The sequence below is a fragment of the Comamonas sp. genome, from assembly GCF_009360615.1.
Classification (GTDB): Bacteria; Pseudomonadota; Gammaproteobacteria; order Burkholderiales; family Burkholderiaceae_C; genus Comamonas.
Genome location: NZ_SPEY01000050.1, coordinates 88603 through 114351, shown reverse-complemented (window position 1 = coordinate 114351; position 25749 = coordinate 88603). Strand labels below are relative to the sequence as shown.

The window sequence follows — 25749 nt, the reverse complement described above, 5'->3', positions numbered from 1 at the left end:
CCACGGCACTGTCCACCTTGGGAGGCGGATTGAAGCTGCCCGGCGGCACGAACAGCACATCCTCCATGGCGTAGCGCCACTGCAGCATCACCGACAGACGGCCGTAGGCCGAGGTGCCGGCGTCAGCCACCATGCGGTCGATGACCTCCTTTTGCAGCATGAAGTGCTGATCCTGCACCACATCCACCTGCTCCAGCAGATGAAAGAGGATGGGGCTGGAGATGTTGTAGGGCAGATTGCCGACCACGCGCAGTCTGGCCACGCCCAGACGTGCGGCCAGCGCGCGGAAGTCCACCTTGAGCACATCGGACTCGACCACGTCGAGATCATCGCGCAGACGCAGACGGGTCGCCAGGTCACGGTCCAGCTCGATCACGGTGAGCTTGCCCAGGCGTTCGACCAGGGGCTGGGACAGTGCCATCAGGCCGGGGCCGATCTCGACCATGGGTTCGCCCGCCTTGGGATCGATGGCCTGGACGATGTTGTCGATGATGGCGCCGTCGGTCAGGAAATTCTGGCCAAAGCGCTTGCGGGGAATATGTTTCATGAATGCGAAAGCGGTGCCTGGGCACCGCTTGGAATGGGGGAGAGCTCCGATGCCCGGTGCGCAATGATGACATTACCGGGCACTTCAAGCGGATTGCATGGGCTTATTGCGGCGGCTCGCGGTATTCCACAAAGGCCTTGCCGCGCAGCTCCTTGAGCCAGGTTTCGTAGTCCTGCTCGGCCTTGCGCTCGCGCACCACATTGCGCACCATCTCGCGCTGCTCGCGCTCGGTCAGCTTTTCCTGGCGCCGCTCGATCAGCTGGATCAGGTGCACACCAAAGCGGGACACCACGGGATTGCTGATCTGGCCCGGCTGCAGGTTATCGAGCACGCGCTCGAACTCGGGCACGAACTGGCCCGGCGAAGACCAGCCCAGATCACCGCCGTCGCGCGCGCTGCCGTCCTTGGAGAACTCCTGCGCCAGCTGCTGGAAGGTGGCCTGACCGGCTTCGACACGGCGCTTGTAGTCCTCCAGTCGCTTGGCTGCCTGGGCTTCGCTCATGCCGTCACCGACGGTCAGCAGGATATGGCGGGCATGGTTCTGCGTGATGTAGACGGGCGCACCGGACTGGGATTTTTCCAGCACCTTGAGCACGTGAAAACCGGCACCCGAACGGAAGGGGCCGACAATGGCACCGACGGCCGCGTTGCCGACCTGCTGGACGAACAGCTCGGGGTAGTCGCTCATGGCACGCATGCCCATGGCACCTCCGCCTTGCCCATTGGGGACATCCGAGAACTCGCGCACGGCGGCGATGAAGTCAGGATTCCTGCGCGCGGCTTCTGCCGCCTGCCGGGCCTTGGCCTCACGCTCCGCCACCACCGCAGGGCTGGCGTTTTCAGGCACGGTGATCAGGATGTGACCGAGATTGGCTGCGCCCCCCCCTACCGCATCGCCGGGTCGCTTTTGCTCCTTGAGATAGCGGTCGATATCGGCTTCCGTGACCTTGATCCGCCCGTCCACATCGCGCTCTCGCACGCGCTGCATCAGCATCTGGTTGCGGATTTCCGAGCGGAACTGCGCTTCGGAGATGCCTTCGGCCTTCAGGCGCGACAGCAAGCCGGCCTTGTCGGTATTGTTCTGGCGCGCCACGTTGGCCACCGCCTGGTCCACGGACAGGTTGTCGACATTGATGCCGGTATCCTTGGCTTCCTGCAACTGCACGCGCTCGACGATCAGGCGCTCCAGCACCTGGCGGGCCAGCTCGCCCTGGGGCGGTAGCTGGCCGCCCTGCTCGGTCACGTTCTGCGCCACGCGCGCCATGCGCGCACGCACTTCGTTATTGGTGATGGGTTCGGAATTGACCACCGCCACGATGTAGTCGGCCGAACGGATCCCCTGAGCGGCTACCGGAGTCTGGCGCCCCGTGGGCTGGGCCGTCGCCTCCAGGGCGCGCGAGACGGAGGAGTCATTGCCGGCCTTGGCCTTGCCCGGACTCTTCAGGCCCTGGGCCTGCACACCGGCGGCCATCACAGCCAGTGCCACGGCAACAGCACATGCATTGGATGTCTTGGAGAAAAAACGCATGAAAAAGCCTTGATTAATCGTAATTGGTAAAGCGGCTGGGCGGAGTCACCGCCTCACGCAGGTATTGATAGCGCGGCACATTCTGCTTGAGACTGGTGGTGGGATCAGCGCCAAAGCTCAGGCGCGAGAAGCCCACGAACTCCATCTGGAACAGCAGACGCAGATTGGACTGGATCACGGAGCTTTGCAGGCGCTCCAGCACGACGCGGCCAATCCAGCAGCAACCGTCGTATTCGAATCCGACCACGGTGTCGACCAGCTTGCGGTCCTTGATGGAGTAGTTGAGACGACCCACGGCATACCAGCGCCCCCCGCCCTGACCGCGACCGGCACCCAGGTCCTTGCCCTTGTCACCCCAGAGGTCGTTGATGGGCCATTGCCAGCCCACATCCACCAGCTCGCTGGACGGTTTCTTGGTGACCGTATCCAGCTGGGTGCGGTAGCCGATGTTGAAGGTGCGATAGTTGCCCGGACTGTATCGCGCCGTGGCCGTGGTACGCACCGTCCGGTTCAGGTCCTTGTTGTACTGGGTCGTGCCTTCCAGCGACCACTTGTCGGTCCAGTTGAACGCGGCGCCCAGCAGGATGTCGGAAAGCTTGCTGGTGGCGGCCACCTCCCCGGGCAGCAGCACGCGCTGATCGGACAGACGCACACGCTGGGCCACGGCGAACTTGAGCTTCTCGGCGCCGCTTTCGGGATCGATGAAGCGCGAGGTCGCGCCCAGTGTCACCAGATGGTTGTCGGCAATTCGGTCCTGGCCGACATAGTCGTTCTCGGAAAAAATACTCGCGAAGTTGAAGTCGCTGCGGCCCGTGTCATAGAGCGGCAGCATGCTCTGGTCGCGATAGGGCGTATAGGTGTAGAAGGCTCTGGGCTCGAAGGTCTGCAGCAGATTCTTGCCAAACCAGGAGGTGTCACGCTCGAAGATCAGGCCACTGTCCAGGCTGAAAGTAGGCAACGTACGGTTGGCGCTCTTGCTGCCATTGCTCATCAGCTGATCGGTCTGATACATGGAGGTATGCAGCATCAGCTTGGGCGTGATGAAGGCGCCGGGCGACAGAAATGGCCGGCTCAGTTGCGCCTGCACATAGCTGCGCTGGCCGTTGTTGCCCACCTGGCCTGTGATGGGGCGGATCAGCTCGAAACGCGTGGTGTCCGCCACCACGGTGAAATCCAGCCCATGCGGCAGATCCAGCGGCGTGTAGCGGTACTGAAGCTGGGGCACCATGCTGTACGGCGGCGCAATTGGCGAGGTCACATCCTGCTGCACCTGATAGCGCAGCACGTTGAGGCTCAGAACGCCGTCGCCCTTGGCCCAGCTCAGATTGGCCGTGCTGGGCAGCAGACGCTGGCGCAGCGCCACGGGAGCCAGACGGAAATCGCGCCAGTAATCACCGTCGCTGACACGGTTCAGGTTGAGGCTCAAACCCAGACCGCCGATCGGCGAGTCGAAGCTCGCGCGATGCTGCCAGGAATAGCCCCAGCGATCCCGGTTGCGCAGGTTGTCGCCCGGCATGTAGCTGGCATAGGTCTCGCCCGAGTAGCTGGGCTCCAGATAGCGGAACTGCCCCGTCAGGTTCACGCCGCGCTTGGTCATCAGCGTGGGCGTGATGGTCATATCGCGGTTGGGGGCGATATTCCAGTAGTAGGGCTGTGAATACTCGATGCCTCCGAGCTTGTCCATGCCTATCATGGGCGGCAGCAGGCCCGATTTGCGCTTGTCCGAAAGCGGAAAGCTCATGCGCGGCACAGGCAGGACGGTCACGCCCTTGAACTTCAGGGATGCCCCCTCGGCCACGCCCACTTCTTCGGCCATGTCCAGATGGATGGTCCTGGCCTCCAGCACCCAGGCCGGCTCCCAGCTGGCCTCGTCATCGCGCTGGCAGGTGGTGTAGGTCGCGTCGTGAACGACAGAGCGGTCCCTGTCGATGAAATCCACGCGGGAGGACTCGCCATGGCCGCCCGTGGCCAGAAAGCGATAGTTGGCATTGTCGAACTGGCCCTTGAAGGCATCCATCTGCAGTTCCAGCGCCGTACCTTCGTAGACATTGCCAGCCTGGTTGATGTGGACAGAGCCCACCGCGTTGATCCTGTCGTCCGGCACCGCATAGTCGAGCTTGTCCGCACGGATCATGGTGTCGCCGCGGCGCAGCTCGGCCTCGCCATGGACCGAAGCCTTGAGATCGGGCTGACCGGACAGACTGTCGCCCTTGATATAGATGGGCTGCTGGTCGCGCACCTCCTGCGGATAGCTCTCCTGCAACAGGCTGCTGGACTTGAGCTGCAGCGCGGGTAGCTCGCCCGCGACGCGGGAGGAGGAAGATCCGGTCGTTTCGGCAGACTGTGCGTAGGCCTGCATGCCCGCACCCGCCCATGCCAGCGCCACAGCCCATGCCAGAGGACGAATCACCGGCCGGACGGTTCCTGCCCGTGTCGAACGGACAGAGCGGACAGGTAGGAAATCTCGCGGATGGGATGGGGATTGCACGATGATCTTGAACGTCAAAAGCGCGCGTGCCCGGGCACACGTCAACAGAAAACCGAGAGCCTAGCACCACTGTCCACGGATACGGCGGCATCGGTTTGTAAAATCCGATTATCCATGACCGCTCCTATCACCCCCACAGTTGGCGTTGCCTGGGCAGATTCTGCCCGCCACGCCGCATTCGACGCATGGCTGGCACCGCTGGCTGAAAAGCACCTGCTGCTTCCTGCAACCCTGCGCCCCGCTTCCGCCGATGCCAGCTTTCGCCGCTACCTGCGTCTGGATCGCGCCGATGGCAGCAGCCTGATCGTCATGGACGCGCCGCCCGACAAGGAAGATTGCGCGCCCTTTGCCAAGATTCAGCGCCTGATGGACCAGGCCGGCCTGTGCGTTCCGCAGATTCTGGACTGGGACGCCGGACACGGCTTCATGCTGCTGAGCGATCTGGGCGGCCAGACCGTCATCGACGCTCTGGACCCCGAAAAACCCCAGGATGCCGAAGCCTGGTACCGCTCCGCCGTCGAGGTGCTGCTGGACTGGCAACTGGCCTCCAAAGCCGGCAATACCGGCAACCTGCCGCCCTACGACGAAGCCTTGCTGCGCCGCGAGCTGCAGCTGTTTCCCGACTGGTACATCGCCAGGCACCGCCAGTTCACGCTGGACGACAGGCAGCAGGCACTGCTGGGCAAGACCTTCGATCAGATCGTCGCCCATAATCTGCAGGCGCCCCGCGTCTACGTGCACCGAGACTTCATGATGCGCAACCTGATGCAGCCTGTGACCAGCGGCGCGCCCCTGGGGGTGCTGGATTTTCAGGATGCCGTCTACGGCCCCATCACCTATGACATCGCCAGCCTGCTGCGCGATGCCTTCATCAGCTGGGAAGAGGACTTCATCATCGACATCACCATCCGCTACTGGGAAAAGGCCCGCAAGGCCGGACTGGTGGGTGCCCACAGCGCCAGCGGCTGGGGAGATGACTTTGGCGAGTTCTACCGTGGGGTTGAATGGATGGGTCTGCAGCGCCACCTCAAGGTGGCTGGTATCTTTGCACGCCTGACCCTGCGCGACGGCAAGCCCAAATATCTGGCCGATGCACCACGCTTCATCCACTACATCCGCTCCACCTGCAACCGCTATCGCGCGCTGGGCCCGTTCCTGAAACTGATCGACGAGATCGAAGGCATCCAGACGCAGGTTGGCTATGCCTATGGAAGAATGTAATACCCCCTGAGCGGCGTGCCGCTGTCCCTTCTCCCGCCTGCTTCGCCTGGCGGGAGGGCGACGACGCCCTCGCTGCAGGGCGGCCCTGGCCTGACGTCCCCGAGGTGATTCATCGCCAGTTTCGCGAGCTACGGCCTCCGCGTAGCACCATGAATCACGAGCCCCGAACTTTTCCCTATGCCGCGCTATCACTGCCCCATCCCTTTGCACCCTGGCGACGAGCTGGACCTGCCCGCAGGCGCAGCCCGCCATGTGCAAGTGCTGCGCCACCAGCCCGGCGATGTCATCACCCTGTTTGAAGGCCAGACCGGCAACGGCTTTGCCGGTGGCGAGTTCCAGGCCACCATCACCCGCATGGGCCGCAGCGATGTGGGCGTGCGCGTGGACAGCCACAGCCCCGCCGAGCGCGAAGCGGCGCGTGCCGTGCACCTGGTGGTGGGCATGCCAGCCAACGAGCGCATGGACTGGCTGGTGGAGAAGGCCACCGAGCTGGGCGTTGCCACCATCCAGCCCGTGATGGCGGCGCGCAGCGTGCTCAAGCTCAAGGGCGACCGCGCCGACAAGAAGATCGAACGCTGGCAGTCGATTGCCGTCTCGGCCTGCGAGCAATGCGGCCGCAACCAGGTCCCCGTGATTCATGCCCCCCAGTCCCTGGCCGACTGGTTGCGCAGCCCGCAGGCGCCGGCGTCCGATGCGACACGTCTGGTGCTGTCGCTGCGCGAAGGCAGTCAGCCGCTGGGCACCGCCGCCGGCGATGCCCGGACTGTCTGGGTGTTGCATGGCCCCGAAGGGGGGCTGACCACCCAGGAGGAAGACTGGGCCCTGGAGCAGGGCTGGAGGCCTGCCAGCCTCGGCTCCCGCGTACTGCGGGCCGAAACGGCATCCGTTGCCGCCCTGTCCCTGCTGGCCCTGGAGTAAATCGATGAGTAGCTGTCACCTCTCTCTGGCCAGGCCCGAGTTTTATCTGCAGAACTTTCGCGTGGAGCCCCCCGAGCCCCTGCCCGAGGTCGTGCTGACCCCCAGGCGCATGGGCCTGATCGTCGTCAATGCCGCCGCAGAGTCCTCTGCAGCGCTGCTGGGCCGGGCGTTTGCCGCGCCGGAAGAAGGCGTACCTGCGCCGCCCGTGGAACGCGTGCTGGTGCCCGCCAGCTTCGGTCTGGTGCCGCACTGGGTCAAATCGGCCTCGGACGGCCGCCTGCGCGCGCTCAAGCTGGTGAATGCAAAGATCGACAATCTGACCACGGGAACGGCCTTTCGCGATGCCTGGCTGGCGGGCCAGCGCTGCATCGTGCCCATGCAGGCCTTTCAGGTCGACGACCTGCGCCCTGGAAAGGCCCTGCCCACGCGCATTACCCGCGTGGACAACCAGCCCATGGGTGCCGCCGGCGTCTGGGCGCGCTGGGTGGGAGAGGACGGCGAGATCATCGTCAGCTATGCCCTCATCACCATCAACGCCAATGCCCATGCGCTGATGAACCGCTACGGCCAGCCCGGCAACGACAAGGCCATGCCGGCCATCCTGAACGAAGGCGCATACGACGCCTGGCTCAATGCCAAGGTCAACAAGGCCAAGGAGTTCCTGCGCCCCTATCCGGCGGAACGGCTGCGTGCCAACCCCGTGGAAAAAGGCCGCAAGCAGCCGCCGCCCTTGCTGTGACCTTCAGGTCGCGGCAAAGTGCCGATCCAGCCACTGCTCGAGCCGCGCAAATACCGGCGCGGCCAGTTCAGGACTTTCGTTGAAGATCTCGTGGTAGGCTGCCTCAAAGCACTGGGCCTGCACCAGGTCCCGCGGCGCCTGAGCGGCAAAGGCGGCGCTGCCCGCAGGGTCGACCAGCTTGTCCTCTCCGGCCCACAGCAGCAGTGTGGGCACGCACCAGGCCGTCGCCCTGGACAGCACATGGCGGCCGCCTTCGGCCATATAGCGCGCCAGCCGGGCGCTGATGCGCCTGTGCTGCAGCGCATCGGCGTCATAGGCCAGCACCACCTCGCGATCATGCGATAGATGCGCGGACTGCAGGCCGTTGACCACACGCAAATTGGGCAGCAGCCTGGGCAGGCTCGCCAGCAGCGCCTTTTGCACTCCCGACAGATACAGGGCCAGCGCCGGAGAGGAGAGCACCAGCCCGTCCACATGGCGCAGGCCGGACGCGACAAAATCGGCGGCCACCAGTCCCCCCAGGCTATGCCCGAGCAGCACCAGCGGCCGATGCTTGGGCATGGCGGCACGCGTGGCATCCAGCACCACCGCCAGATCATCGAGCAGGCGCATATCGCTGGTCAGGCCGCCTTGCGGCCCGCCCGACAGACCGTGCCCGTACTGGTCATAGGCCCGCACCGCAAAACCGAGCCCGTTGAGCCGCTGCGCCAGCGCAGCATAGCGTCCGCTGTGCTCGCCCAGGCCATGCACCAGCAGCACCTGGGCGCGGGGCTCGACGTCCGGCGCCAGCGGCCAGTCGCGCAGCGCAAGCGGGGTGGCGTCCGATGCGGCCATGTGCAGCAGCCGGGGAGGATGGGTCGTGGATTCGGTGAGCGTCATGCACGTTCTCTTCAGGCAGGCAAGGACTTGCAGGATGCAGCCGCTCCCCCCCTGCGTCAACCGTGGCAGTCCCCGATCCGCTCACGGTGACCGGCCGGGGCGCCATCCCAGAAGACAGCGCCGGCGCTCTGGGGAGCGACGCAGGCAACCGCCTGGCCGATGCGGCCCTCAGTCCTGCGCAGCCTGCGTCTGATGACGTGCCATGGCGGCAATCACCTCGGCCACCGATGCCGTGAGCTTCTTGGCATAGGGCACGTGGAGGAACTCGTTGGGACCGTGGGCATTGCTCTTGGGGCCGAGCACGCCGCAGACCATCATCTGCGCCTTGGGAAAGCCCTTGCTCAGCATATTCATCAGCGGAATCGTGCCGCCCTGGCCGATATAGCCGCAACCGGCACCGAAGTGGGCCTGGCTGGCGGCATTGAGCGCATTCTCGAACCAGCCGTCCATGCCCGGCGCATTCCAGCCGCTGGAGCTGGACAGGCCTTCCCAGGTCACCCTGGCCTCGTAGGGCGCGTTGTCCTCCAGCAGGGACTTCATCTCCTGCACGCAGGCCGCGGCATCGACCAGGGGCGGCAGACGCAGGCTGAGCTTGAAGGCCGTATAGGGGCGCAACACATTGCCGGCATTTTGCAGATTGGGCATGCCCTCCACACCGGTCACGCTCAGCGTGGGTTCCCAGGTGCGGCGCACCAGCGCCTGGACGGGATCGGTGGTCGTGGGCAGGGACACCCGGGCCGAGCCACCGCAGTCGTAGTGCGCCCAGGGAAAGCGCGCATACGCGTCCTCGCCAAGGATCTGCGCAGTGGCGCGTATCTGCGCCATGCGCTCGGCCGGCACCTCGCAGTGAAAACTCTTCGGCAGCACGCGGCCGTTCTTGCTGTCCTCCAGACGATCCAGCACCTGGCGCATGATGCGAAAGGACGAAGGCACCACGCCCGAGGCGTCGCCCGAATGGACGCCCTCCGTGAGGATCTGCACCTTGAGCGTGCCGCTGGCCATGCCACGCAGGCTGGTGGTCAGCCACAGCTGATCGTAGTTGCCGGCACCGCTGTCGAGACAGATCACCAGGCCCACATCACCCAGGCGCGGGCGCAATGCATCCACATAGGGCAACAGGTCGGCCGAGCCGCTTTCCTCGCAAGTCTCGATGAGGGCCACGATGCGCGGGTGAGGCACTTTCTGGCGCTTGAGCTCCTGGATCGCCGCCACGCTGGCATAGACCGCATAGCCATCGTCAGCACCGCCGCGACCGTACAGCCTGCCGTCCTCGTACTTGGGCGTCCAGGGGCCCAGATCGCTACGCCAGCCTTCGAACTCGGGTTGCTTGTCGAGGTGACCATACATCAGCACCGTGGGGTGGCTCGAGGCCTTCTCGGCCGTACCCTCCACCTCGAAGAAGATGACCGGGGTGCGCCCCGGCTGCTGAATCACTTCCAGCTTCAGCCCGGCCACCTTCTGCGCCTCCACCCAGGCGGCGGCGTTGCGCAGCACGGTGGCGATATGGCCTTGCTGCTCCCAGTCGGGGGCGAACATGGGCGACTTGGCGGGAATGGTGATGTAGTTCGTCAGCTCGGGGACGATGCTCTGGTCCCACTGCTGGGTGATTTGCTGCAGCGCAGCCTGGGGCTGCAGCAGATTGGCGGGAGTGCGTGCGTTCATGGTCGGCTCCTTCTGTGACGGGGCGACGAGCCATGACAGGCCCGCGCCATGTCCGTGATTGTGCGCCAATGCCGGTGGCCGCACCGCAGGCATCGGCATGGCCGTCCCGGAGCCAGTCTCCCCCAGGGCCAACCCGCCGATGCATCACGGCCAGGCTGTCACCTCATGTGCCATAGCTGATTGCGCATTACAGGAAATGAATTCAATATCAATCCATATTGAATTCATTACAAATAAAAGGCTTGAAGCTATATATTTAATAGCTTATCAGGCATGTTCGAAGTGAAACACCGCCGTTGTTGCCAGCAGATTGGGCAGACTGCGCACCACCTGACCGTTCTGCAGACCGAAGGAATCGCGAATGCGCAGGCGGTTCTTGGTGGCCAGCACCTCAAAGTCCTTGTAGGTGCCCACACGGATATTCGGCGTGTCATACCACTGATAGGGCAGACGGCGCGTGACCGGCATGCGCCCGCGCAGCACGGACAGACGGTTCTGCCAGTGCGCGAAATTGGGGAAGGCGACCACGCCCTGCTTGCCGATGCGGGCCGTCTCCTGCAGCATCACCTCGGCATTGCGCAAATGCTGCAGCGTGTCGATCTGCAACACCACATCAAAGCTGTTGTCGCCGAAGATGGCCAGGCCGTCTTCCAGATTGAGCTGCAGCACGTTCACACCGCGACGCGTGCAGGCCAGCACATTGGCGTCGTCCAGTTCCACGCCATAGCCGGTACATCCGCGCTCACGCACCAGGTGCTCCAGCAGCGCGCCATCGCCACACCCCAGATCCAGCACACGTGCGCCCTTTGGCACCAGCTGGGCAATGGCTTTCATGGTGGTCAACTCGGTCATGCGGCGTCTCCTGCGCGTTCGGCGGTCTTCAGTTCTTTGGCAATGCCCTCGAAATAAGAGCGCATCACGCTCATATAGCGCGGGTCGTCGAGCAGGAATGCATCATGACCATGGGGGGCGTCGATCTCGGCATAGCTGACGTCGCGGTTGTTCTCCAGCAGCGACTTGACGATCTCCCGGCTGCGCGCCGGGGCAAAGCGCCAGTCCGTCGTGAAGCTCACCAGCAGGAACCGGGCCTTGGCCACGGCCAGCGCCCGGGTCAGATCGCCACCATGGGCACGTGCCGGATCGAAATAGTCCAGCGCGCGGGTGATGAGCAGATAGGTGTTGGCATCGAAGTAGCCGCTGAACTTCTCGCCCTGGTAGCGCAGATAGCTCTCGATCTGGAACTCCACGTCCTGGGTGCTGTACAGGTAATCGCGCCGATCCGACGCAGGGCCGCCCGGCGCCGGATCGGCTCCCTCGGGGGCCAGCGAACCACGCGCAGCGGGGAGCGAGGAGGCCCTGAGGGTGCGGCCGAATTTCTGATTCATCACGTCATCGCTCAGATACGTGATGTGGCCGATCATGCGCGCGATGCGCAGGCCGCGCGCGGGAACCACGCCATGCTCGTAGAAGTGGCCGCCGTTGAAATCCGGGTCGGTGACGATGGCGCGTCGCGCCACCTCGTTGAAGGCGATGTTCTCGGCATTGAGATTCGGTGCGCTGGCCACCACCACGGCATGACGCATGCGCTCGGGATAGCGCAACGACCAGGACAGGGCCTGCATGCCGCCCAGGCTGCCGCCCAGCACGGCGGCCAGCTGCCGTATGCCCAGGCGGTCCAGCAGGCGCGCCTGCGCATCCACCCAGTCTTCCACCGTCACCACGGGGAAATCGGCACCATAAGGCTTGCCTGTGGCCGGGTTGGTGTGCATGGGTCCTGTGGAGCCGAAGCAGGAGCCCAGATTGTTGATGCCGATGACAAAGAACTTGTCGGTATCGACGGGCTTTCCCGGGCCGATCATGTTGTCCCACCAGCCCTCGCTCCTGGGCTGGCCCTCGTAGCTGCCCGCGACGTGGTGGGAGGCGTTGAGCGCATGACAGACCACGATGGCATTGCTCTTGTCGGCATTGAGCTGGCCATAGGTCTCGAAGGCGAGATCGTAATCGGCGATGGAGCCACCGCCCTGCAAGGGCAGCGCTTCATCGAAATGCATGGATTGCGGTGTGGCGATGAAGGACATGAAAAAAACCCGGCATCGCTAAAAACGAGGCCGGGTTCTCGGGTTTCGTCTTTAGCAGGATTTATAGAGCGCCCGCAAGCAGAAGCAAATCGGCGCGTTGAAGGATCAGTGTACTGCATTCGCCGCGCCGGTCCGAGAGCCCGGGAGCCATGACACCGCAGACCATACCGGACAGGCGCAGGCAGCTATGCCTGCTATCGCTTCATACCTTGGTCAGCAGTGCTGCAATACCCAGCACCAGGAAGATCACGGCGCAGACACGGTGAATCGTCTTGATGGGCAGCTTCTTGGTGATCCTCTCGCCAAACCACACCACAGGCGCATTGGCCAGCATCATGCCCAGCGTGGTGCCAGCCACCACCCAGTAGTACGACAGCGGGTATTTGGCAGCCAGGCCCACCGTGGCCAGCTGGGTCTTGTCGCCCATCTCGGCCAGGAAGAACAGCAGCAGCGTGGTGCCGAAAACACCCCATCGCCCGGCGCCATTGCCGGTGTCGTCATCGTCGAGCTTGTCGGGAATCAGCATCCAGCCTGCCATGAGGATGAATGAAATCCCCAGGATCCAGCGCAGCACATCGGGGCCGAGCACCGTGGTGATCCAGTTGCCCACGGCACCGGCCAGGGCATGGTTGACCAGGGTCGCCACAAAAATGCCCGCAACGATCGGCAAGGGTTTGCGGAACTTGGCCGCCAGTACCAATGACAGGAGTTGGGTTTTGTCCCCCATCTCGGCCAGGGCGACGATGGAGGTGGATATGAGAAAAGCTTCCATGATGGGGGAGACGGCCGGAGTTGCCAGAACGCATTGACCACGCACCGACTCCGGCCTATCTCTTCATAGGTTGTCTCGGTACGCAGTCAATGGTCTCGGCCGGTCGCACCATGTCTTGCACGCGGTGCCGCATGCGCCATAGGTCACGAGGACCCAAGTCTGTTGACGCATGCATCCGGCAGCGGGCTGCCGAACGGCCTACTCCCCAAAGAAAGTAAGCCGTCATTCTATCTGTTTAACCCTGTAAGACAACTGCTTATTTGAATATTCAAAATTTTGTATTTCAGGGTAACTCCCATCAGGACAATGTTGTTACAAACACGAAATTTGATCTTTTCGTAATACGACGGCTTCTCTTGTGACTCATAATGCAAGAGTCTTTGTCTGGAAAGCAATTTCTGGATGGGGGCAAGTGCGTTAGCGTCTCTAATGTTGTCATCCAAGGCTGACTCCCTAGGGCTCCATCGCGTTTTCAAGTTTTTTCAGGAGTCCAGCATGGGCAACAAGCTTTACGTAGGCAATCTGCCTTACTCTTTCCGTGACCAAGATCTGCAAGACAGCTTCAGCGAATTCGGTACGGTGAACAGCGCCAAGGTGATGATGGAGCGCGACACCGGCCGCTCCAAGGGCTTCGGCTTTGTGGAAATGGGCAGCGATGCCGAAGCACAAGCCGCGATCCAGGGCCTGCACGGTCAAAACCGTGGCGGCCGCGACCTGGTCGTGAACGAGGCACGTCCCATGGAGCCCCGTCCTCCCCGCTCCGGCGGCTTTGGCGGTGGTTTCGGCGGTGGCCGTGAAGGCGGCGGCTTCGGCGGCGGCCGTGGTGACGGTGGCTTCGGCGGTGGCCGTGGCGATGGCGGCTACGGCCGTCGCAATAGCTACTAAGCAGTTATTGCCTATAACAAAAAAAGGATCTTCGGATCCTTTTTTTGTTGCTAAACGTTAGCAACTCGGTTTTCGAGCATTTATTTTTTTCCTTGTTCTCCGTCATAATTCATTTCCCGGGGCATTTCCCGTTCACAAGCGAATAGGTGTTCAGGACTTTTTGCATGTTTTCCCAGGAATATGTGACGGCCATCCTGAATTCGATCGCGCCATTGAAGCATTGAGGAGCTAGGAGTTATTAATGGGCAATAAGCTGTATGTCGGCAACCTTCCCTATGGTGTGCGCGACAACGATCTGGAGCAGGCGTTCAGCCAGTTTGGAGCCGTCGCAAGTGCGCGCGTCATGATGGAACGAGACACCGGCCGCTCCAAAGGCTTTGGTTTTGTGGAAATGGCCAGTGAAGTGGAAGCGCAGGCTGCCATTCAAGGCATGAATGGCCAACCCCTCGGTGGTCGAAGCCTTGTCGTGAATGAAGCGCGCCCCATGGAGCCCCGTCCTCCTCGCTCCGGCGGTTATGGCGGCGGCTTCCGCAGCGAAGGCGGCTTTGGTGGCGGCAATCGCGATGGCGGTTATGGCGGCGGTCGCAATGAAGGCGGCTATGGTCGCGGAGACGGTGGCGGCTACGGCGGTGGCGGCCGCGGCGAGGGCGGCTTCCGCAGCCCCTATGGCTCCGGACCGCGTCACGGTGGCCGCGGCGGCTACGGCGGTGGTAATAACCACGGCGAATAAGCCTGTTTCACCTTTGCATATAAAGGCACGTCATCGTGCCTTTATTTATTTACCAAGACATTAAAATGCATAGTCATTTATCAATGTCTTAGCCCTTTCTGCTTCAATCCTTTTGGAGATGCCTGGGCTTTCTGGTTTTCCCCCGGGTCAATCTATCCCATAGATATGCGGGCAATACCCGCATTACGCCGCCGACAATCCGCATCTGCCAGGGAATAATCACATATCGGGCTTTGCGGTCGATGACTCGGACCGCACGCCTCGCGAACTCTTCGGGCCTCAGCAGAAAAGGCATGGAATACGGGTTATGCCGGGTCAACGGCGTGTCGACATAGCCCGGCAATAAGCTGGTCACCGAGACCCCGGTTTTCTGCAATTCGACGCGCAGGCTTTCGCAATAGGCAATGGCCGCCGCCTTGCTCGCCGAATATGCGGCATGGCCTGGCAATCCACGAATACCGGCCACACTGCAGATACCCACCAGACGACCGCTGCCGCGCTGCACCATGGGCGCCACAAAGGGCTGAAAGCTCGCGGCCAGACCCATGGTGTTGCTCGCCAGCACCTGCTGCATGACGTCGAGGTCCTCGCGCAAGGATGTATCCACCCCCCAGCTGACGCCTGCGTTGGCGATCACGACATCGGGCAGGCCCTGACGCTCGAGGCAGGCATTTGCGGCGCTGCAGATGCTTTCGATGTCCGTGACATCTGCACCATAGACGGCGTAGCGGGATGTATCCATGCGCATGGACTGCGCCCATTGCTCCATGAGCCCCGCACGTCTGGCCACCAAGGCAACCGACCAGCCGAGCTGATAGTAGTGCCAGGCCAGGGCCTGGCCTATGCCGCTGGAGGCACCGGTGATGTAGACCAGTCCGGCTCCATGTCCTGCCATGGCTTATGGCTTCTGGCTGGGCTGGATGACCCCCTTGACCCGTCCCTGCATCTGCAGAATCTGATCAAGATGGCCGTACTGCATGCTGTCGCCCGTGAACTTGTCGTTGCCACGGGTCATGACGACCGGCTTGTCGGTACTGGCGCGCTCCTCATTGGGCCAGAGCTGCAGAAACTCGCTCTCCAGCTGCATGGCCGGCATCGCCTTCCGGGTCGCCGTGGCGGGCACCGGCTCACGCGTGATGACGGCTTGGCCAAACATCTGGATTTCCGAGCCATCGCCATTGCTCAGGGCCCGGTTGGAACGGCCAACGGTCTTGCGTCCGTCCGGTGTGAAGCTCAACATGCGTGCGTCGTGGACTTCCAGCGTGTCGGTATCGGGGAAATGCTCTCCTGTCGTGCCGTTCAAGCGGCTTTTGAGGCGACCCGATGACTCGAAATTCTTGATGACAAAGTCCTTGAGGAAATAGTCAGGATCGTGCCGCACGGTCTTCTCCGTGTCACTGGAGAGCGGCTTGGGCGCATTGCGCACCAGCCACCAGGTCCCCAATGCCAGCAGGCCCATGATGAGCACGGGCAGGTACATCGACGCCTTATCGCCGACACGGCGCCATTGCCCGCTCATGAGCCGTACCCCGCCAGCAGTGCGGCATAAGCACCATGGGCGGCCAGCAGCAGATCGCAGAGTTGCCGCACCGCCCCCTCCCCGCCATGCCGGGCAGTGACCCAGTCCGCCACCTGCAATACCTCGTCATGGGCGTTGGCCGGGGCGCAGGCAAAGCGGCTGCGACGCATGACGGGCAGATCGGGCCAGTCATCCCCCATGGCGGCCGCCTGCTCCCAGTGCAGGCCCAGCTCGGCCAGGATGGAGTCGGCGGCAGGCACCTTGTCCTCGGTGCCAAAGCGCGCATGCTCAATGCCCAGCTGCTTCAGGCGCAAACGCAGCGGTGCGGAGTCGCGCCCTGTGACCACGGCCGGCGTGATGCCGGCCTTTTGCAGCATTTTCAGGCCATGGCCATCCAGTGTGTGGAAACGCTTGAGGACTTCGCCCTCGCCCGAGAAGTAAAGACCGCCATCGGTCAGAACCCCATCCACGTCGAAGAAAACCACGCGGATTCCCTGGGCCTTGAGCAACAGCTGTGGGTCCCATTGCTGACACGGTGTCAGGGCAGCTCGGTTCATCAGATCACCTTGGCGCGCATCAGATCGCGGATATGCACCACCCCCTGCAGGCGCCGACCGTCGTCGGTCACCAGCACCGCAGTGATGCCATGCTCTTCCATCATGCGGGCCGCAGCAACCGCCAGCAGATCAGGCTTGATCGTCAGGGGCCTCGCGTGCATCACATCCCGGGCCCGGCGGCTGCGCAGATCCACGCCGGCTTCCACGCAGCGGCGCAGATCGCCGTCGGTGAAAATGCCTACCAGTTCACCGCAGGCGTTGACCACGGCGGAGCAGCCCAGTCCCTTGGCACTCATCTCGCGCATCAGCTCGACGCTGCCCACATCCTCGGCCACCTGGGGCACATCGGCACCGCGGCGCATGACATCGCGCACATGGGTCAGCAGGCGCCGACCCAGCGCTCCTCCGGGGTGCGAGCGCGCAAAGTCCTCGGCACCAAAGCCCCGCGCGTCGAGCAAGGCCACGGCCAGCGCATCCCCCATGGCCAGCTGGGCTGTCGTGCTCGCAGTGGGTGCCAGATTCAAAGGGCAGGCTTCCTTGTCGACACGTGTGTCCAGCACCCAGTCTGCATGCTTGGCCAGCGTCGAGTTCAGCCCGCCGGTCACGGCCACCAGCGGCACGCCCATGCGCTTGATGGCGGGCAGCACCCCGGTCAGTTCATCGGTCTCGCCGCTATTGGACAAGGCCAGTACCAGATCGTCCTGTGTCAGCATGCCCAGGTCGCCGTGGCTGGCCTCGGCCGGGTGCACGAAAAAGGCAGGAGTCCCGGTGGACGCCAGGGTTGCGGCCACCTTGCGGCCCACATGCCCGCTTTTGCCCATGCCCATGACCACCACCCGGCCGGGCAGCTGCAAGATGCGCTGCACCACGGCCGTGAATGCGCCATCGAGGCGCTCGGACATGGCATGCAGGGCGGCAGCCTCGATATCCAGGGCTTCGCGGGCCAGGTTCAAAGCTCGCGGTGCATCGATCAGAGGCAAATTGGCAGCATCAGAATTCATGCCCGGATTTTAGCCAGCCCCTGCCTGCAGAGCGACGCGCAACATCCCTTTTACCCGCATTGAGGGTCCGAGCCCCTAAACTGGCGGACATTCAAAGAACTCAGGCTGCCCATGCAATCGTCCACCAGCGTCAACGACTATCTGCGCGACCACATCCGCACCGTGCCCGACTGGCCGGCACCGGGCGTGCAGTTCCGCGACATCACGCCCCTGCTGCAGGATCCCAAGGTCTTTCGCGTCATGACCGATGCCTTTGTGCACCGTTACATGGATCCCAAGCTTCGTCCCGACGTGGTCGCTGGCCTGGATGCCCGCGGATTCATTCTGGGTGCCGTGATCGCACACGAGCTCAATGTCGGCTTTGTGCCCATCCGCAAAAAGGGCAAGCTGCCCTTCACCACGGTCGAAGAAACCTATGAGCTCGAATACGGCAGCGCCACCGTGGAGCTGCATACCGACGCCGTCAAACCGGGGGACCGGGTGCTGCTGATTGACGATCTGATTGCCACCGGCGGCACCATGATGGCCGGCAAGAAACTACTGGAAAAGCTGGGAGCGACCGTGGTGGAGGGAGCAGCGATCGTCGACCTGCCGGAACTGGGTGGCTCCAGGCATCTCAGGGACAGCGGCCTGCCGCTGTTTACTCTGGTGGACTTTGCCGGACACTGAAGCCGCGCTTCGCAGCGCCGCTCAGCGCAGCTCCCCGTACTGCGTCGCACCCAGGGAGCCCAGGCCGGACACGGCAAATTCGCCACCTTCCTCATGGCCGGAGCCGGGTCCCAGCAAGGGCGCCTGGCGGGAGGGTCGAGCGCTCCCAGCAGGGGATGCGGAGGCCATGGCCACGGCCTGCTTGAAAGCGTCCATCTCCTGCGCGTCAATGGGCTCGAAAGCGCGACCTGCAGGCGCAGCAGCGGCCAGCGGCGCCTGGCGCTGCGCATTCATCGGAGGGACAAGGCCGTCAAACTGGGTCTGCGCAAAATCAGGTGTCGCGGCGGTTTGCAGCTGCCCGTTCACACGCCAGTAAACGGCGTGAACCCCGGCATCCATGCGGGTTCTGGCCAATTCTGCAATCAAGGCCTCGATACGTCTTTGCTGCGAAGCATCTGCCGCATAGGCAGGCGCCAGATCCACCATCACGACAAAGCGCTGGCCGACGTTGTCCAGCGACAGCACCTTGAATTTGTAGCCGGCAGAGAGAATCCCGACCCGGACCATGGCTTCGCGCACGATGACGTACAGCTGCTCGCGTCTGGCAGAGCGCTCCCGGCGCTGCGACTGACGCGCCCCCGGATCATCCTCGTGGCGCGATGCTTGCGTGCCATGGTCGTGGCGAGGCGCGCGAGAAAACCATCGAAACAGGGACATGAGCAGACTCGATCAGGCAATATTTACAATAGGACACATTCTGCCCCCAGGTCTGAAGCAGCTCGTGACACGGGCTGAAATATTAGCCTTTGTCCGACGTGGATCAAGCGCCCAACCCGTCCGGAGCACAAAAAATCTTCACTCAGGTGCTGGCCACCCGGCGGCGACTGTCCCCCGCGCGGCGGGCCAGCACCTGGCCCGCCATGGTCAGCAGCGCCAGCGCCAGCGCAGGCTGGCGATTGGCCATCTCGGAATAACGCAGCGCTGTCAGACACCACAGACGGCTGGGCGCTGCGGCCTGAACCGTGGCCTTGCGGGGCCGATGGGCGAAGAAGGCACCTTCTCCCACGATTGCGCCAGGGCCGACCAGCGCCAGGCGGATCCTCTCCTTCGAATCCTGGTAATGCACGCTCAGCGAACCGTATTCCACCATGTACAGATTGCGGTCCAGCGCCCCTTCCGCAAACAGCACCTCGCTGGCCGCCAGGTTGATCGGCTGCAGATACGGCACCAGCAATTCCCATTGCGCGGCACTGAGCACGTTTTGGGCAGTATCGGTGGCGACCGAGGTTGTCATCGCCAGAATCAGCGCCGACAAGTCCTGAGGGGTGGAAGCGAACATAAGCAGTGAGTAGTACGGGAACGCCGCATGCCATCCGGGTGATCCACTCCGGATTCGCATCCCGGCCGCTCAGGGCAAAAGAAATGCATAGTGCGCCATGGTTCATCATCAACGCAGGCTGAATGCTAAGCGACTACTACAGTCCCGCCAATCACTTGCGCAGCTGAGTTACTTTTGCACACTCCAGAGATCCGTATCCGGATCTGCCCCAACAAAAAAGGATCGACTGGTCGATCCTTTTTTGGTAGCTGATACTGCCCTTCCTATGTAGGTGAGAGCCGTACTTCAATCCCATCAGCCGCGGGCGCGCTTTTCCAGGATTTCGAAGGCGGGCAGCTTCTTGCCTTCCAGCACTTCCAGGAAGGCTCCGCCGCCGGTGGAGATGTAGCCCACGTCCTTTTCAATGCCGTACTTGGCAATGGCGGCCAGGGTGTCGCCACCGCCGGCAATGCTGAACGCGGGAGACTCGGCAATCGCCTGGGCGATGACCTGGGTGCCATGGGCGAACTGGTCGAACTCGAAGACGCCCACGGGGCCGTTCCAGACGATGGTGCCGGCCTTCTTGAGCTGCTCGGCCAGCAGGGCTGCGGTTTCCGGGCCGATGTCCAGAATCATGTCGTCATCCGCGACCTCGGAGGCTTTCTTGACGGTGGCCACGGCGTCGGCTGCAAAGGTCTTGGCGGTCACCACGTCGGAAGGCACGGGTACATTCGCACCACGGGCAGCCATGGCGTCGATCACGGCCTTGGCATCGGCCACCAGATCGGGCTCGGCCAGGGACTTGCCGATCTTCAGGCCGGCAGCCAGCATGAAAGTGTTGGCAATGCCGCCGCCCACGATGAGCTGGTCCACCTTGTCGGCCAGGCTCTTGAGGATGGTCAGCTTGGTGGAGACCTTGGAGCCGGCCACAATGGCGGCCAGAGGGCGTGCAGGCGCGGCCAGGGCCTTGTTCAGCGCGTCGATCTCGGCCGACAGCAGAGGTCCGGCACAGGCGATGGGGGCGTATTCGGCGATGCCGTAGGTCGTGCCTTCGGCGCGGTGGGCGGTGCCAAAGGCGTCGTTCACAAAGATGTCGCAGAGCTTGGCCAGCTTCTGGGCCAGCTCGGGCTTGTTCTTCTTTTCGCCCACGTTGACACGGCAGTTCTCCAGCAGCACGACCTGGCCGTGAGCGATCTGCACACCGTCCACCCAGTTGGCCACCAGGGGCACATCGCGGCCCAGCAATTCGGACAGACGCCTGGCTACGGGGGCCAGCGAGTCCTGGGGCTGGAATTCACCTTCGGTGGGACGTCCCAGGTGGCTGGTGACCATCACGGCCGCACCGGCTTTCAGCGCCATCTCGATGGCCGGCACGGACGCACGCACACGCGTGTCTTCGGTGATCTCACCGGAGTCGTTCAGGGGCACGTTCAGGTCGGCACGGATGAAAACACGTTGACCCCGGGCCTTGCCCTGGGCGCACAGATCGGAGAAGCGGATGATGTTCATGCAGCAAAAAAGCGACTCCGAAAGTCGCCCATACAAAGGTTGGAAAACAAAAAATCTGCCAGCATTCTAGGGCGATCAACTCTTTCAGGCATCGCTTTTACATGCTTACTCGACTCAAAAACAGGAGCATCTTGCGCGCTCTGTAACTTGGTTTCAAGCCCTTTTTCCAGCAACCCATATGAAAACAGGAGCACTCAGCTCCTGTTTTTTCTGGTCTTGAGGCTACCAGCCCAGGCCGATATGCAGCGGCAGGTAAATCGCCATGCCCAGTGCGATGGTTCCGAGAATGCTGCGCTGGTAAAAAAAATACACCACAGAAGCGGCCAGGGCGGGCAGTCGCGCATCGGCCAGGCTGCCGATCAGCTGGCCGTTGCTCATCACGATCTCGGGAGCGATCACGGCGGCCAAGGCCGCCAGCGGCGCGTATTTGAGCCCGCGCTTGAGCCAGTTGGGCAGCGGCAGCTCACGCTCCGGAATCATGAAGAAGGCACGCGTGACCAGCGTGATGAGTGCCAGGCCGATGCAGGCGACGATGACCCAGAAGCTGCCCGTCATGACCGTTCCTCCTCCTGCGCGGCACCCGGCCGCTGTCCGGCCTGCTTTTGCAGTTGCTCGGTCATCAGGCCCGCGGCCACGGCCGCGGCGATCGCCACCAGGATATTGAGCTTGAGCGGCAGCGCAAAGGCCGCCACCGCAGCCGTGCAGGCCACGATGGAGGCCACCCAGGTTGCCCGGTCCTTGAGCATGGACAGCAGCACGCCCGCAAGCGCCAGCACACCCGCAAAGCCCAGACCCCAGGACAGAGGAATCTGGTCGGCCAGAAAAATACCCAGCGTGGACGGAATCTGCCAGGCCAGCCAGTTGGTCAGGGCCGCGCCCCAGAAATAGGGGACCTGCTCGGGCTGCGGTCTGGCCTCCGGGTAGCGGCGCATGAAGTTCACGAAAATCACATCGCCGCTGAAATAGGCGACGGCCAGGCGATGACGCAGGCTCAGATGGGCGAAGTAGCTGCGCCACATGCTGGACAGGATCACGAAACGCAGGTTCACGCAGATGGCGGTGAACCAGACCACCCACAGCGGCGCCCCCACGGCCATCAGCGGCAGCACGGCCAGCTGGGCGCTGCCCGCATAGACGCTCAAACCCATGAACAGCGCCAGAGGCACGGAAAGGCCGCTCTTGACCATGGCCACGCCGGTCACCAGCCCCCAGGCGGCAATGCCCAGGGCCGTGCCCCCCATCTCTTTGGAGCCGGCCCAGAAAAACGGATCCCTGACTATCGATTTCGCACGCTGACCCAGCGTGACCGCCATCTGCGTCATACCTCGCCTGCGCCCTCTCCCAGCTGCGCCCCTGCCGGCAGCTCGAAGCCGCGCAGAAAATCGCCGGCGGCCAGGCGCTTGCCGCCCGCGCGCTGCAACAGCGTCATGTTGAGCACGCCGCTGCCGCAGGCCACGCGCACCCCCTGAGCATCGGCCGACAACACCATGCCGGGCGCACCGGAGCCTGCCTCGGACCAGGCCTCCCAGACCTTGATGGCTTCGCCGCCCAGGCTGGTGGCGCCGCCCGGGAAGGGGTTGAAGGCACGCAGGCGCCGCGCAATGACATCGGCGCTTTCGCGCCAGTCGATCAGGCTCTCCGCCTTCTCGATCTTGTGGGCATAGGTCACGCCGGCGGCGGGCTGGGGCGTGCGCGGCAGGCTTCCGCAGGCCGCCATTTCCAGCGCTTCCACGATCAGGCGGCCTCCCAGCGCGGCCAGCTTGTCGTGCAGGCTGGCCGTGGTGTCCTCAGCGGCAATCGGCAGGCGTTCGATCACGCACATATCGCCAGTGTCCAGACCGGCATCCATCTGCATGATGGTGACGCCGGTCTCGGCGTCACCGGCCTCGATGGCGCGATGGATGGGCGCTGCACCGCGCCAGCGTGGCAGCAGGCTGGCATGGATGTTCAGGCAACCCAGGCGCGGCGTATCGAGTACCCATTGCGGCAGGATCAGGCCGTAGGCCGCCACCACCATCACATCGGCTTGAGCTGCATCAATCGCAGCCTTGGCTGCTGCAGCGTCTTCGGGATATTTGCCGTCCAGACGCAGGCTCAGCGGCTGGGCCACGGCAATGCCATGTTCGAGCGCACACTGTTTGACGGGAGAGGCTTGCAGCTTCATGCCGCGCCCGGCGGGGCGGTCCGGCTGGGTCAGCACCAGCGGAACTTCAAAACCTGCGGCCAGCAGACTCTCCAGGGCCACGCGCGCAAATTCGGGCGTGCCGGCAAAAATGACTTTCATGGGACTCACCAATTAAAAAGGCAGCCGTCGGCTGCCAGGCGCTCAACGGTGCGGCTCTCGCAGGTACATGCTCTCATCGGTGAACATGACCTTCTGCACCACACCTTGCGGATCTATGTGCACATGGGCACGACGGGCAAAGGTATTGTCCAGAAAACGATAGGTCCAGATGTCACCCTTGAAGCTGTAGACCTTCTCCACGATGGCTGGCGGGCCGAAGACGCGGTAGACGTCGTCGCGGGTATCCACGCCATTGCGCAGCGCAAAAAAGTGTGCCGTATCCAGCACCTGCTCCACACGCACCAGCTTGCGCTGGGCATCGAAATCCATGTGATAGACCTGCCGGCCAGCCGGCTGCTGGCTGTAGACGAGACGCTGTCCGCCGTCGGGCAAGTCCACGACCAGCGTGGGCTTGCCCATGCCTTTCTCCACGTCGGCCTGAGGCATGCCCGGCTTTTGCCACTGGGGCACCATGCAACCCGCCAGACCCGCTGCCAGCAGCGTTGCGGTCAACAGTGTTTGCAGGCGGGACAGGGGCATGGAAACTCCGATCAGGCCCGCTGGGCCTGCTTCTGGGCCTTGACCAGCTTGGTCTTGATGCGGTTGCGCTTCAGCGGCGAGAGGTACTCGACAAACACCTTGCCCAGCAGGTGATCCATCTCGTGCTGGATGCAGATGGCCAGCATGCCTTCGGCGTCGATCTCGCGGCTGTTGCCGTGTTCATCGAGGGCCTTGACCTTGACGGCAATGGAGCGTTCCACGCCGTCGTAGATGCCGGGCACGGACAGGCAGCCTTCTTCGCCCAGCTGCGTTTCCTCACTGGCCCAGAGGATCTCCGGATTGATCAGCGCCATGGGCTCGTTGCGCTCCTCGGACACGTCAATCACGATGACCCGCTCATGCACATCGATCTGTGTCGCCGCCAGGCCGATGCCCTGGGCGTCGTACATGGTCTCGAGCATGTCTTTCACCAGAGTCTGGATGCGCTCATCCACCTGCGCCACGGGCTTGGCGACCTTGTGAAGACGGGGATCGGGATAGCAGAGGATGGGAAGAATGGCCATGGTGTGTCGGTAAATCTGTCGTTATTGTCCCAACATTTGACGCCAAACGCTTGTCACGCCCTCAATAAACATTGATCTATCGAGGCCTTGCATCGAGAATTTCGACACATTTGCAAGACTTGTTGGCTGGCTATGCCAAGATCGGCCACAGTGCGGCGACGCGAGGGACGCTGCAGCAAACGAATCCCGCCAGAAGGAATTTCATGACCGCATTTGCCACTGCACGCGCCTTGAGCATCGGTGCCACATTGCTTGCAGCCCTGACTTCGGTCCACGCCCAGAGCTACCCTGTGACCGCCACCCAGCGCTCCACCGCACAGCAAGTCGCTCAGCAGGGCATCCCCGAGAACGAACTGGCCCCCAATGCTCCCGCGCAATATACCGTCAGGCGCGGCGACACGCTCTGGGGCATTTCTGGCCTGTATCTGCGCCAGCCCTGGCGCTGGCCCGAACTCTGGGGCATGAACCTCTCCAGCATCGCCAACCCGCATCTGATCTACCCCGGCCAGATGCTGTATCTGGTGCGCAGCAATGGCTATGCCCGTCTGTCGACCACGGCGCCCAACGGCGATCCCGACATGGTGCGCGTATCGCCGCAAACCCGTGAATCCTCCCTGAGCGACCTGGCCTTGCCCACGCTGCCGCCGCACCTGATCGAGCCTTTCCTGGCAGAGCCTCTGGTCGTGGACGATCAGGCCCTGGCACAGGCGCCGCGCATCATCGCCACGCAGGACAAGCGCGTGCTCATGGCCAACGGCGATCGCGCCTATGTGCGCAACTCCGGCGGTGCGTTGATCACCATCGGCAGGGACCAGCCCGCGAGCTACCGCATCTTCCGCGATGCCAGACCCCTCAAGGACCCCGTCACCGGGGAAATCCTGGGCTACGAAGCCAAGTATCTGGGCAGTGCCACCGTGGCACGCGGCGAGACCCTGCTGGAATCCGAGCCGGGCAAGCCCGTACAGACGGCACCCGGCACGGTGGACATCATCCGCTCCAAGCACGAAATTCGGGCCGGCGACCGTCTGCTGCCCTCCCCGCCGCAGCAATACCTGAGCTATGTGCCGCATGCCCCGCGCCATGCGGTGGATGCCGCCGTGGTCTCCATCTACGGCGATTCGGTGGGCTACAACGCGGCCCAGAATCAGGTCATTGCCATCAACAAGGGCACCCGGGACGGCATGGACATCGGCACTGTGCTGGAGCTCGTCAGCAAGGGCAATGTCATCGTGGACAAGACCAGCCCCGACCGTGACCGCGTGAAGCTGCCCGACGAGGCCAACGGCTATGCCATGGTCTTCAAGGTGTTTGACCGGGTTTCCTACGCGCTCATCACCACGGCCCAGCGCGGCGTGAATGTGGGCGACGGCCTGCAGTCGCCCCGCCCCTGACAGAGAGCCAG

27 protein-coding genes are annotated in these 25749 nt (G+C 63.3%); 7 read left to right on the top strand and 20 right to left on the bottom strand.

The genetic code is table 11. The annotated features are described in order from the left end of the window. The 3 genes from rsmA to E2583_RS14540 form a co-directional block, all read right to left on the bottom strand. Positions 1–547 (bottom strand): 16S rRNA (adenine(1518)-N(6)/adenine(1519)-N(6))-dimethyltransferase RsmA (gene rsmA, locus E2583_RS14550; RefSeq protein ID WP_291596885.1); only part of this gene is annotated, 547 nt, incomplete at its 3' end. Between the two features lie 103 nt (positions 548–650). Then, positions 651–2075 carry a peptidylprolyl isomerase gene (locus tag E2583_RS14545; RefSeq protein ID WP_291596884.1) on the bottom strand — a complete coding sequence of 475 codons (1425 nt, stop codon included), beginning with the start codon at positions 2073–2075 and terminating at the stop codon, positions 651–653. A gap of 13 nt (positions 2076–2088) precedes the next feature. Further along, positions 2089–4434 carry an LPS-assembly protein LptD gene (locus tag E2583_RS14540; protein WP_291596887.1) on the bottom strand — a complete coding sequence of 782 codons (2346 nt, stop codon included), beginning with the start codon at positions 4432–4434 and terminating at the stop codon, positions 2089–2091. Positions 4435–4677: 243 nt separating this feature from the next. Between E2583_RS14540 and E2583_RS14535 the strand changes: the two genes are divergently transcribed. From E2583_RS14535 to E2583_RS14525, 3 genes are all read left to right on the top strand, one after another. Continuing rightward, entirely contained in the window at positions 4678–5784 is a 1107-nt protein-coding gene (locus E2583_RS14535; protein ID WP_291596883.1) for a phosphotransferase, read from the top strand. A 177-nt stretch (positions 5785–5961) separates the two neighbouring features. Continuing rightward, positions 5962–6702: a 16S rRNA (uracil(1498)-N(3))-methyltransferase gene (locus tag E2583_RS14530; RefSeq protein WP_291596882.1), complete on the top strand. Its 741-nt coding sequence runs from the start codon at positions 5962–5964 to the stop codon at positions 6700–6702. Positions 6703–6706: 4 nt separating this feature from the next. Beyond that, positions 6707–7441: an SOS response-associated peptidase gene (locus E2583_RS14525; protein ID WP_291596881.1), complete on the top strand. Its 735-nt coding sequence runs from the start codon at positions 6707–6709 to the stop codon at positions 7439–7441. Between the two features lie 3 nt (positions 7442–7444). On the opposite strand, the gene E2583_RS14520 is transcribed toward E2583_RS14525, so the two are convergent. The 5 genes from E2583_RS14520 to E2583_RS14500 form a co-directional block, all read right to left on the bottom strand. After that, positions 7445–8320, bottom strand: a complete 876-nt coding sequence (locus E2583_RS14520) for an alpha/beta hydrolase (RefSeq protein ID WP_291596880.1) — start codon at positions 8318–8320, stop codon at positions 7445–7447. A gap of 168 nt (positions 8321–8488) precedes the next feature. Further along, complete coding sequence (locus E2583_RS14515; protein ID WP_291596879.1) at positions 8489–9982, bottom strand: M20 family metallopeptidase; 1494 nt, start codon at positions 9980–9982, stop codon at positions 8489–8491. A 267-nt stretch (positions 9983–10249) separates the two neighbouring features. Beyond that, positions 10250–10834, bottom strand: coding sequence for a methionine biosynthesis protein MetW (gene metW, locus E2583_RS14510; protein ID WP_291596878.1), 585 nt, complete (start codon positions 10832–10834; stop codon positions 10250–10252). Continuing rightward, positions 10831–12060: a homoserine O-acetyltransferase gene (locus E2583_RS14505; protein WP_291596877.1), complete on the bottom strand. Its 1230-nt coding sequence runs from the start codon at positions 12058–12060 to the stop codon at positions 10831–10833. Before E2583_RS14505 ends, metW begins: the two co-directional genes overlap by 4 nt. Before the next feature lie 202 nt (positions 12061–12262). Beyond that, positions 12263–12832 (bottom strand): TMEM165/GDT1 family protein, encoded by a 570-nt coding sequence (locus E2583_RS14500; RefSeq protein WP_291596876.1) that lies wholly within the window; start codon positions 12830–12832, stop codon positions 12263–12265. Between the two features lie 495 nt (positions 12833–13327). Here E2583_RS14500 and E2583_RS14495 point away from each other — a divergent pair, with 495 nt between their 5' ends. Then, positions 13328–13717 carry an RNA-binding protein gene (locus tag E2583_RS14495; protein ID WP_291596874.1) on the top strand — a complete coding sequence of 130 codons (390 nt, stop codon included), beginning with the start codon at positions 13328–13330 and terminating at the stop codon, positions 13715–13717. A gap of 241 nt (positions 13718–13958) precedes the next feature. Continuing rightward, the gene (locus E2583_RS14490; protein WP_291596872.1) at positions 13959–14447 is read left to right on the top strand and encodes an RNA-binding protein; all 489 of its coding nucleotides are present in this window, start codon (positions 13959–13961) and stop codon (positions 14445–14447) included. Positions 14448–14550: 103 nt separating this feature from the next. Here the strand turns inward: E2583_RS14490 and E2583_RS14485 are convergent, their stop codons facing one another. The 4 genes from E2583_RS14485 to E2583_RS14470 are packed head-to-tail and all read right to left on the bottom strand — an operon-like array spanning position 14551 to position 17524. After that, entirely contained in the window at positions 14551–15342 is a 792-nt protein-coding gene (locus E2583_RS14485; protein WP_291596870.1) for an SDR family oxidoreductase, read from the bottom strand. Between the two features lie 3 nt (positions 15343–15345). Continuing rightward, complete coding sequence (gene lptC, locus E2583_RS14480) at positions 15346–15966, bottom strand: LPS export ABC transporter periplasmic protein LptC (RefSeq protein WP_291596869.1); 621 nt, start codon at positions 15964–15966, stop codon at positions 15346–15348. Then, entirely contained in the window at positions 15963–16523 is a 561-nt protein-coding gene (locus tag E2583_RS14475; protein WP_291596867.1) for an HAD family hydrolase, read from the bottom strand. Before E2583_RS14475 ends, lptC begins: the two co-directional genes overlap by 4 nt. Beyond that, positions 16523–17524, bottom strand: a complete 1002-nt coding sequence (locus E2583_RS14470; RefSeq protein WP_291596865.1) for a KpsF/GutQ family sugar-phosphate isomerase — start codon at positions 17522–17524, stop codon at positions 16523–16525. Before E2583_RS14470 ends, E2583_RS14475 begins: the two co-directional genes overlap by 1 nt. A gap of 111 nt (positions 17525–17635) precedes the next feature. Between E2583_RS14470 and E2583_RS14465 the strand changes: the two genes are divergently transcribed. After that, positions 17636–18193, top strand: coding sequence for an adenine phosphoribosyltransferase (locus E2583_RS14465; RefSeq protein WP_291596864.1), 558 nt, complete (start codon positions 17636–17638; stop codon positions 18191–18193). Between the two features lie 21 nt (positions 18194–18214). Here the strand turns inward: E2583_RS14465 and E2583_RS14460 are convergent, their stop codons facing one another. The 8 genes from E2583_RS14460 to def form a co-directional block, all read right to left on the bottom strand. Further along, positions 18215–18889, bottom strand: coding sequence for a hypothetical protein (locus E2583_RS14460; protein ID WP_291596862.1), 675 nt, complete (start codon positions 18887–18889; stop codon positions 18215–18217). A gap of 142 nt (positions 18890–19031) precedes the next feature. Next, positions 19032–19511, bottom strand: a complete 480-nt coding sequence (locus E2583_RS14455; protein ID WP_291596861.1) for a Crp/Fnr family transcriptional regulator — start codon at positions 19509–19511, stop codon at positions 19032–19034. Between the two features lie 294 nt (positions 19512–19805). Continuing rightward, complete coding sequence (locus E2583_RS14450) at positions 19806–20999, bottom strand: phosphoglycerate kinase (RefSeq protein WP_291596859.1); 1194 nt, start codon at positions 20997–20999, stop codon at positions 19806–19808. A 222-nt stretch (positions 21000–21221) separates the two neighbouring features. Beyond that, complete coding sequence (locus tag E2583_RS14445) at positions 21222–21554, bottom strand: AzlD domain-containing protein (protein WP_291596857.1); 333 nt, start codon at positions 21552–21554, stop codon at positions 21222–21224. Then, positions 21551–22321, bottom strand: coding sequence for an AzlC family ABC transporter permease (locus E2583_RS14440; protein WP_291596854.1), 771 nt, complete (start codon positions 22319–22321; stop codon positions 21551–21553). The genes E2583_RS14445 and E2583_RS14440 overlap by 4 nt, the downstream gene beginning before the upstream one ends. After that, a complete protein-coding gene (gene fmt, locus E2583_RS14435) occupies positions 22318–23283 on the bottom strand; it encodes a methionyl-tRNA formyltransferase (protein WP_291596852.1) in 966 nt (321 codons plus the stop codon). The genes E2583_RS14440 and fmt overlap by 4 nt, the downstream gene beginning before the upstream one ends. A 42-nt stretch (positions 23284–23325) precedes the next feature. After that, positions 23326–23823 (bottom strand): hypothetical protein, encoded by a 498-nt coding sequence (locus E2583_RS14430; RefSeq protein WP_291596850.1) that lies wholly within the window; start codon positions 23821–23823, stop codon positions 23326–23328. A gap of 11 nt (positions 23824–23834) precedes the next feature. Next, complete coding sequence (gene def, locus E2583_RS14425) at positions 23835–24347, bottom strand: peptide deformylase (RefSeq protein ID WP_291596848.1); 513 nt, start codon at positions 24345–24347, stop codon at positions 23835–23837. Between the two features lie 203 nt (positions 24348–24550). Between def and E2583_RS14420 the strand changes: the two genes are divergently transcribed. Further along, the gene (locus E2583_RS14420) at positions 24551–25738 is read left to right on the top strand and encodes a LysM peptidoglycan-binding domain-containing protein (protein WP_291596846.1); all 1188 of its coding nucleotides are present in this window, start codon (positions 24551–24553) and stop codon (positions 25736–25738) included. The last annotated feature ends 11 nt before the right edge of the window (positions 25739–25749 follow it).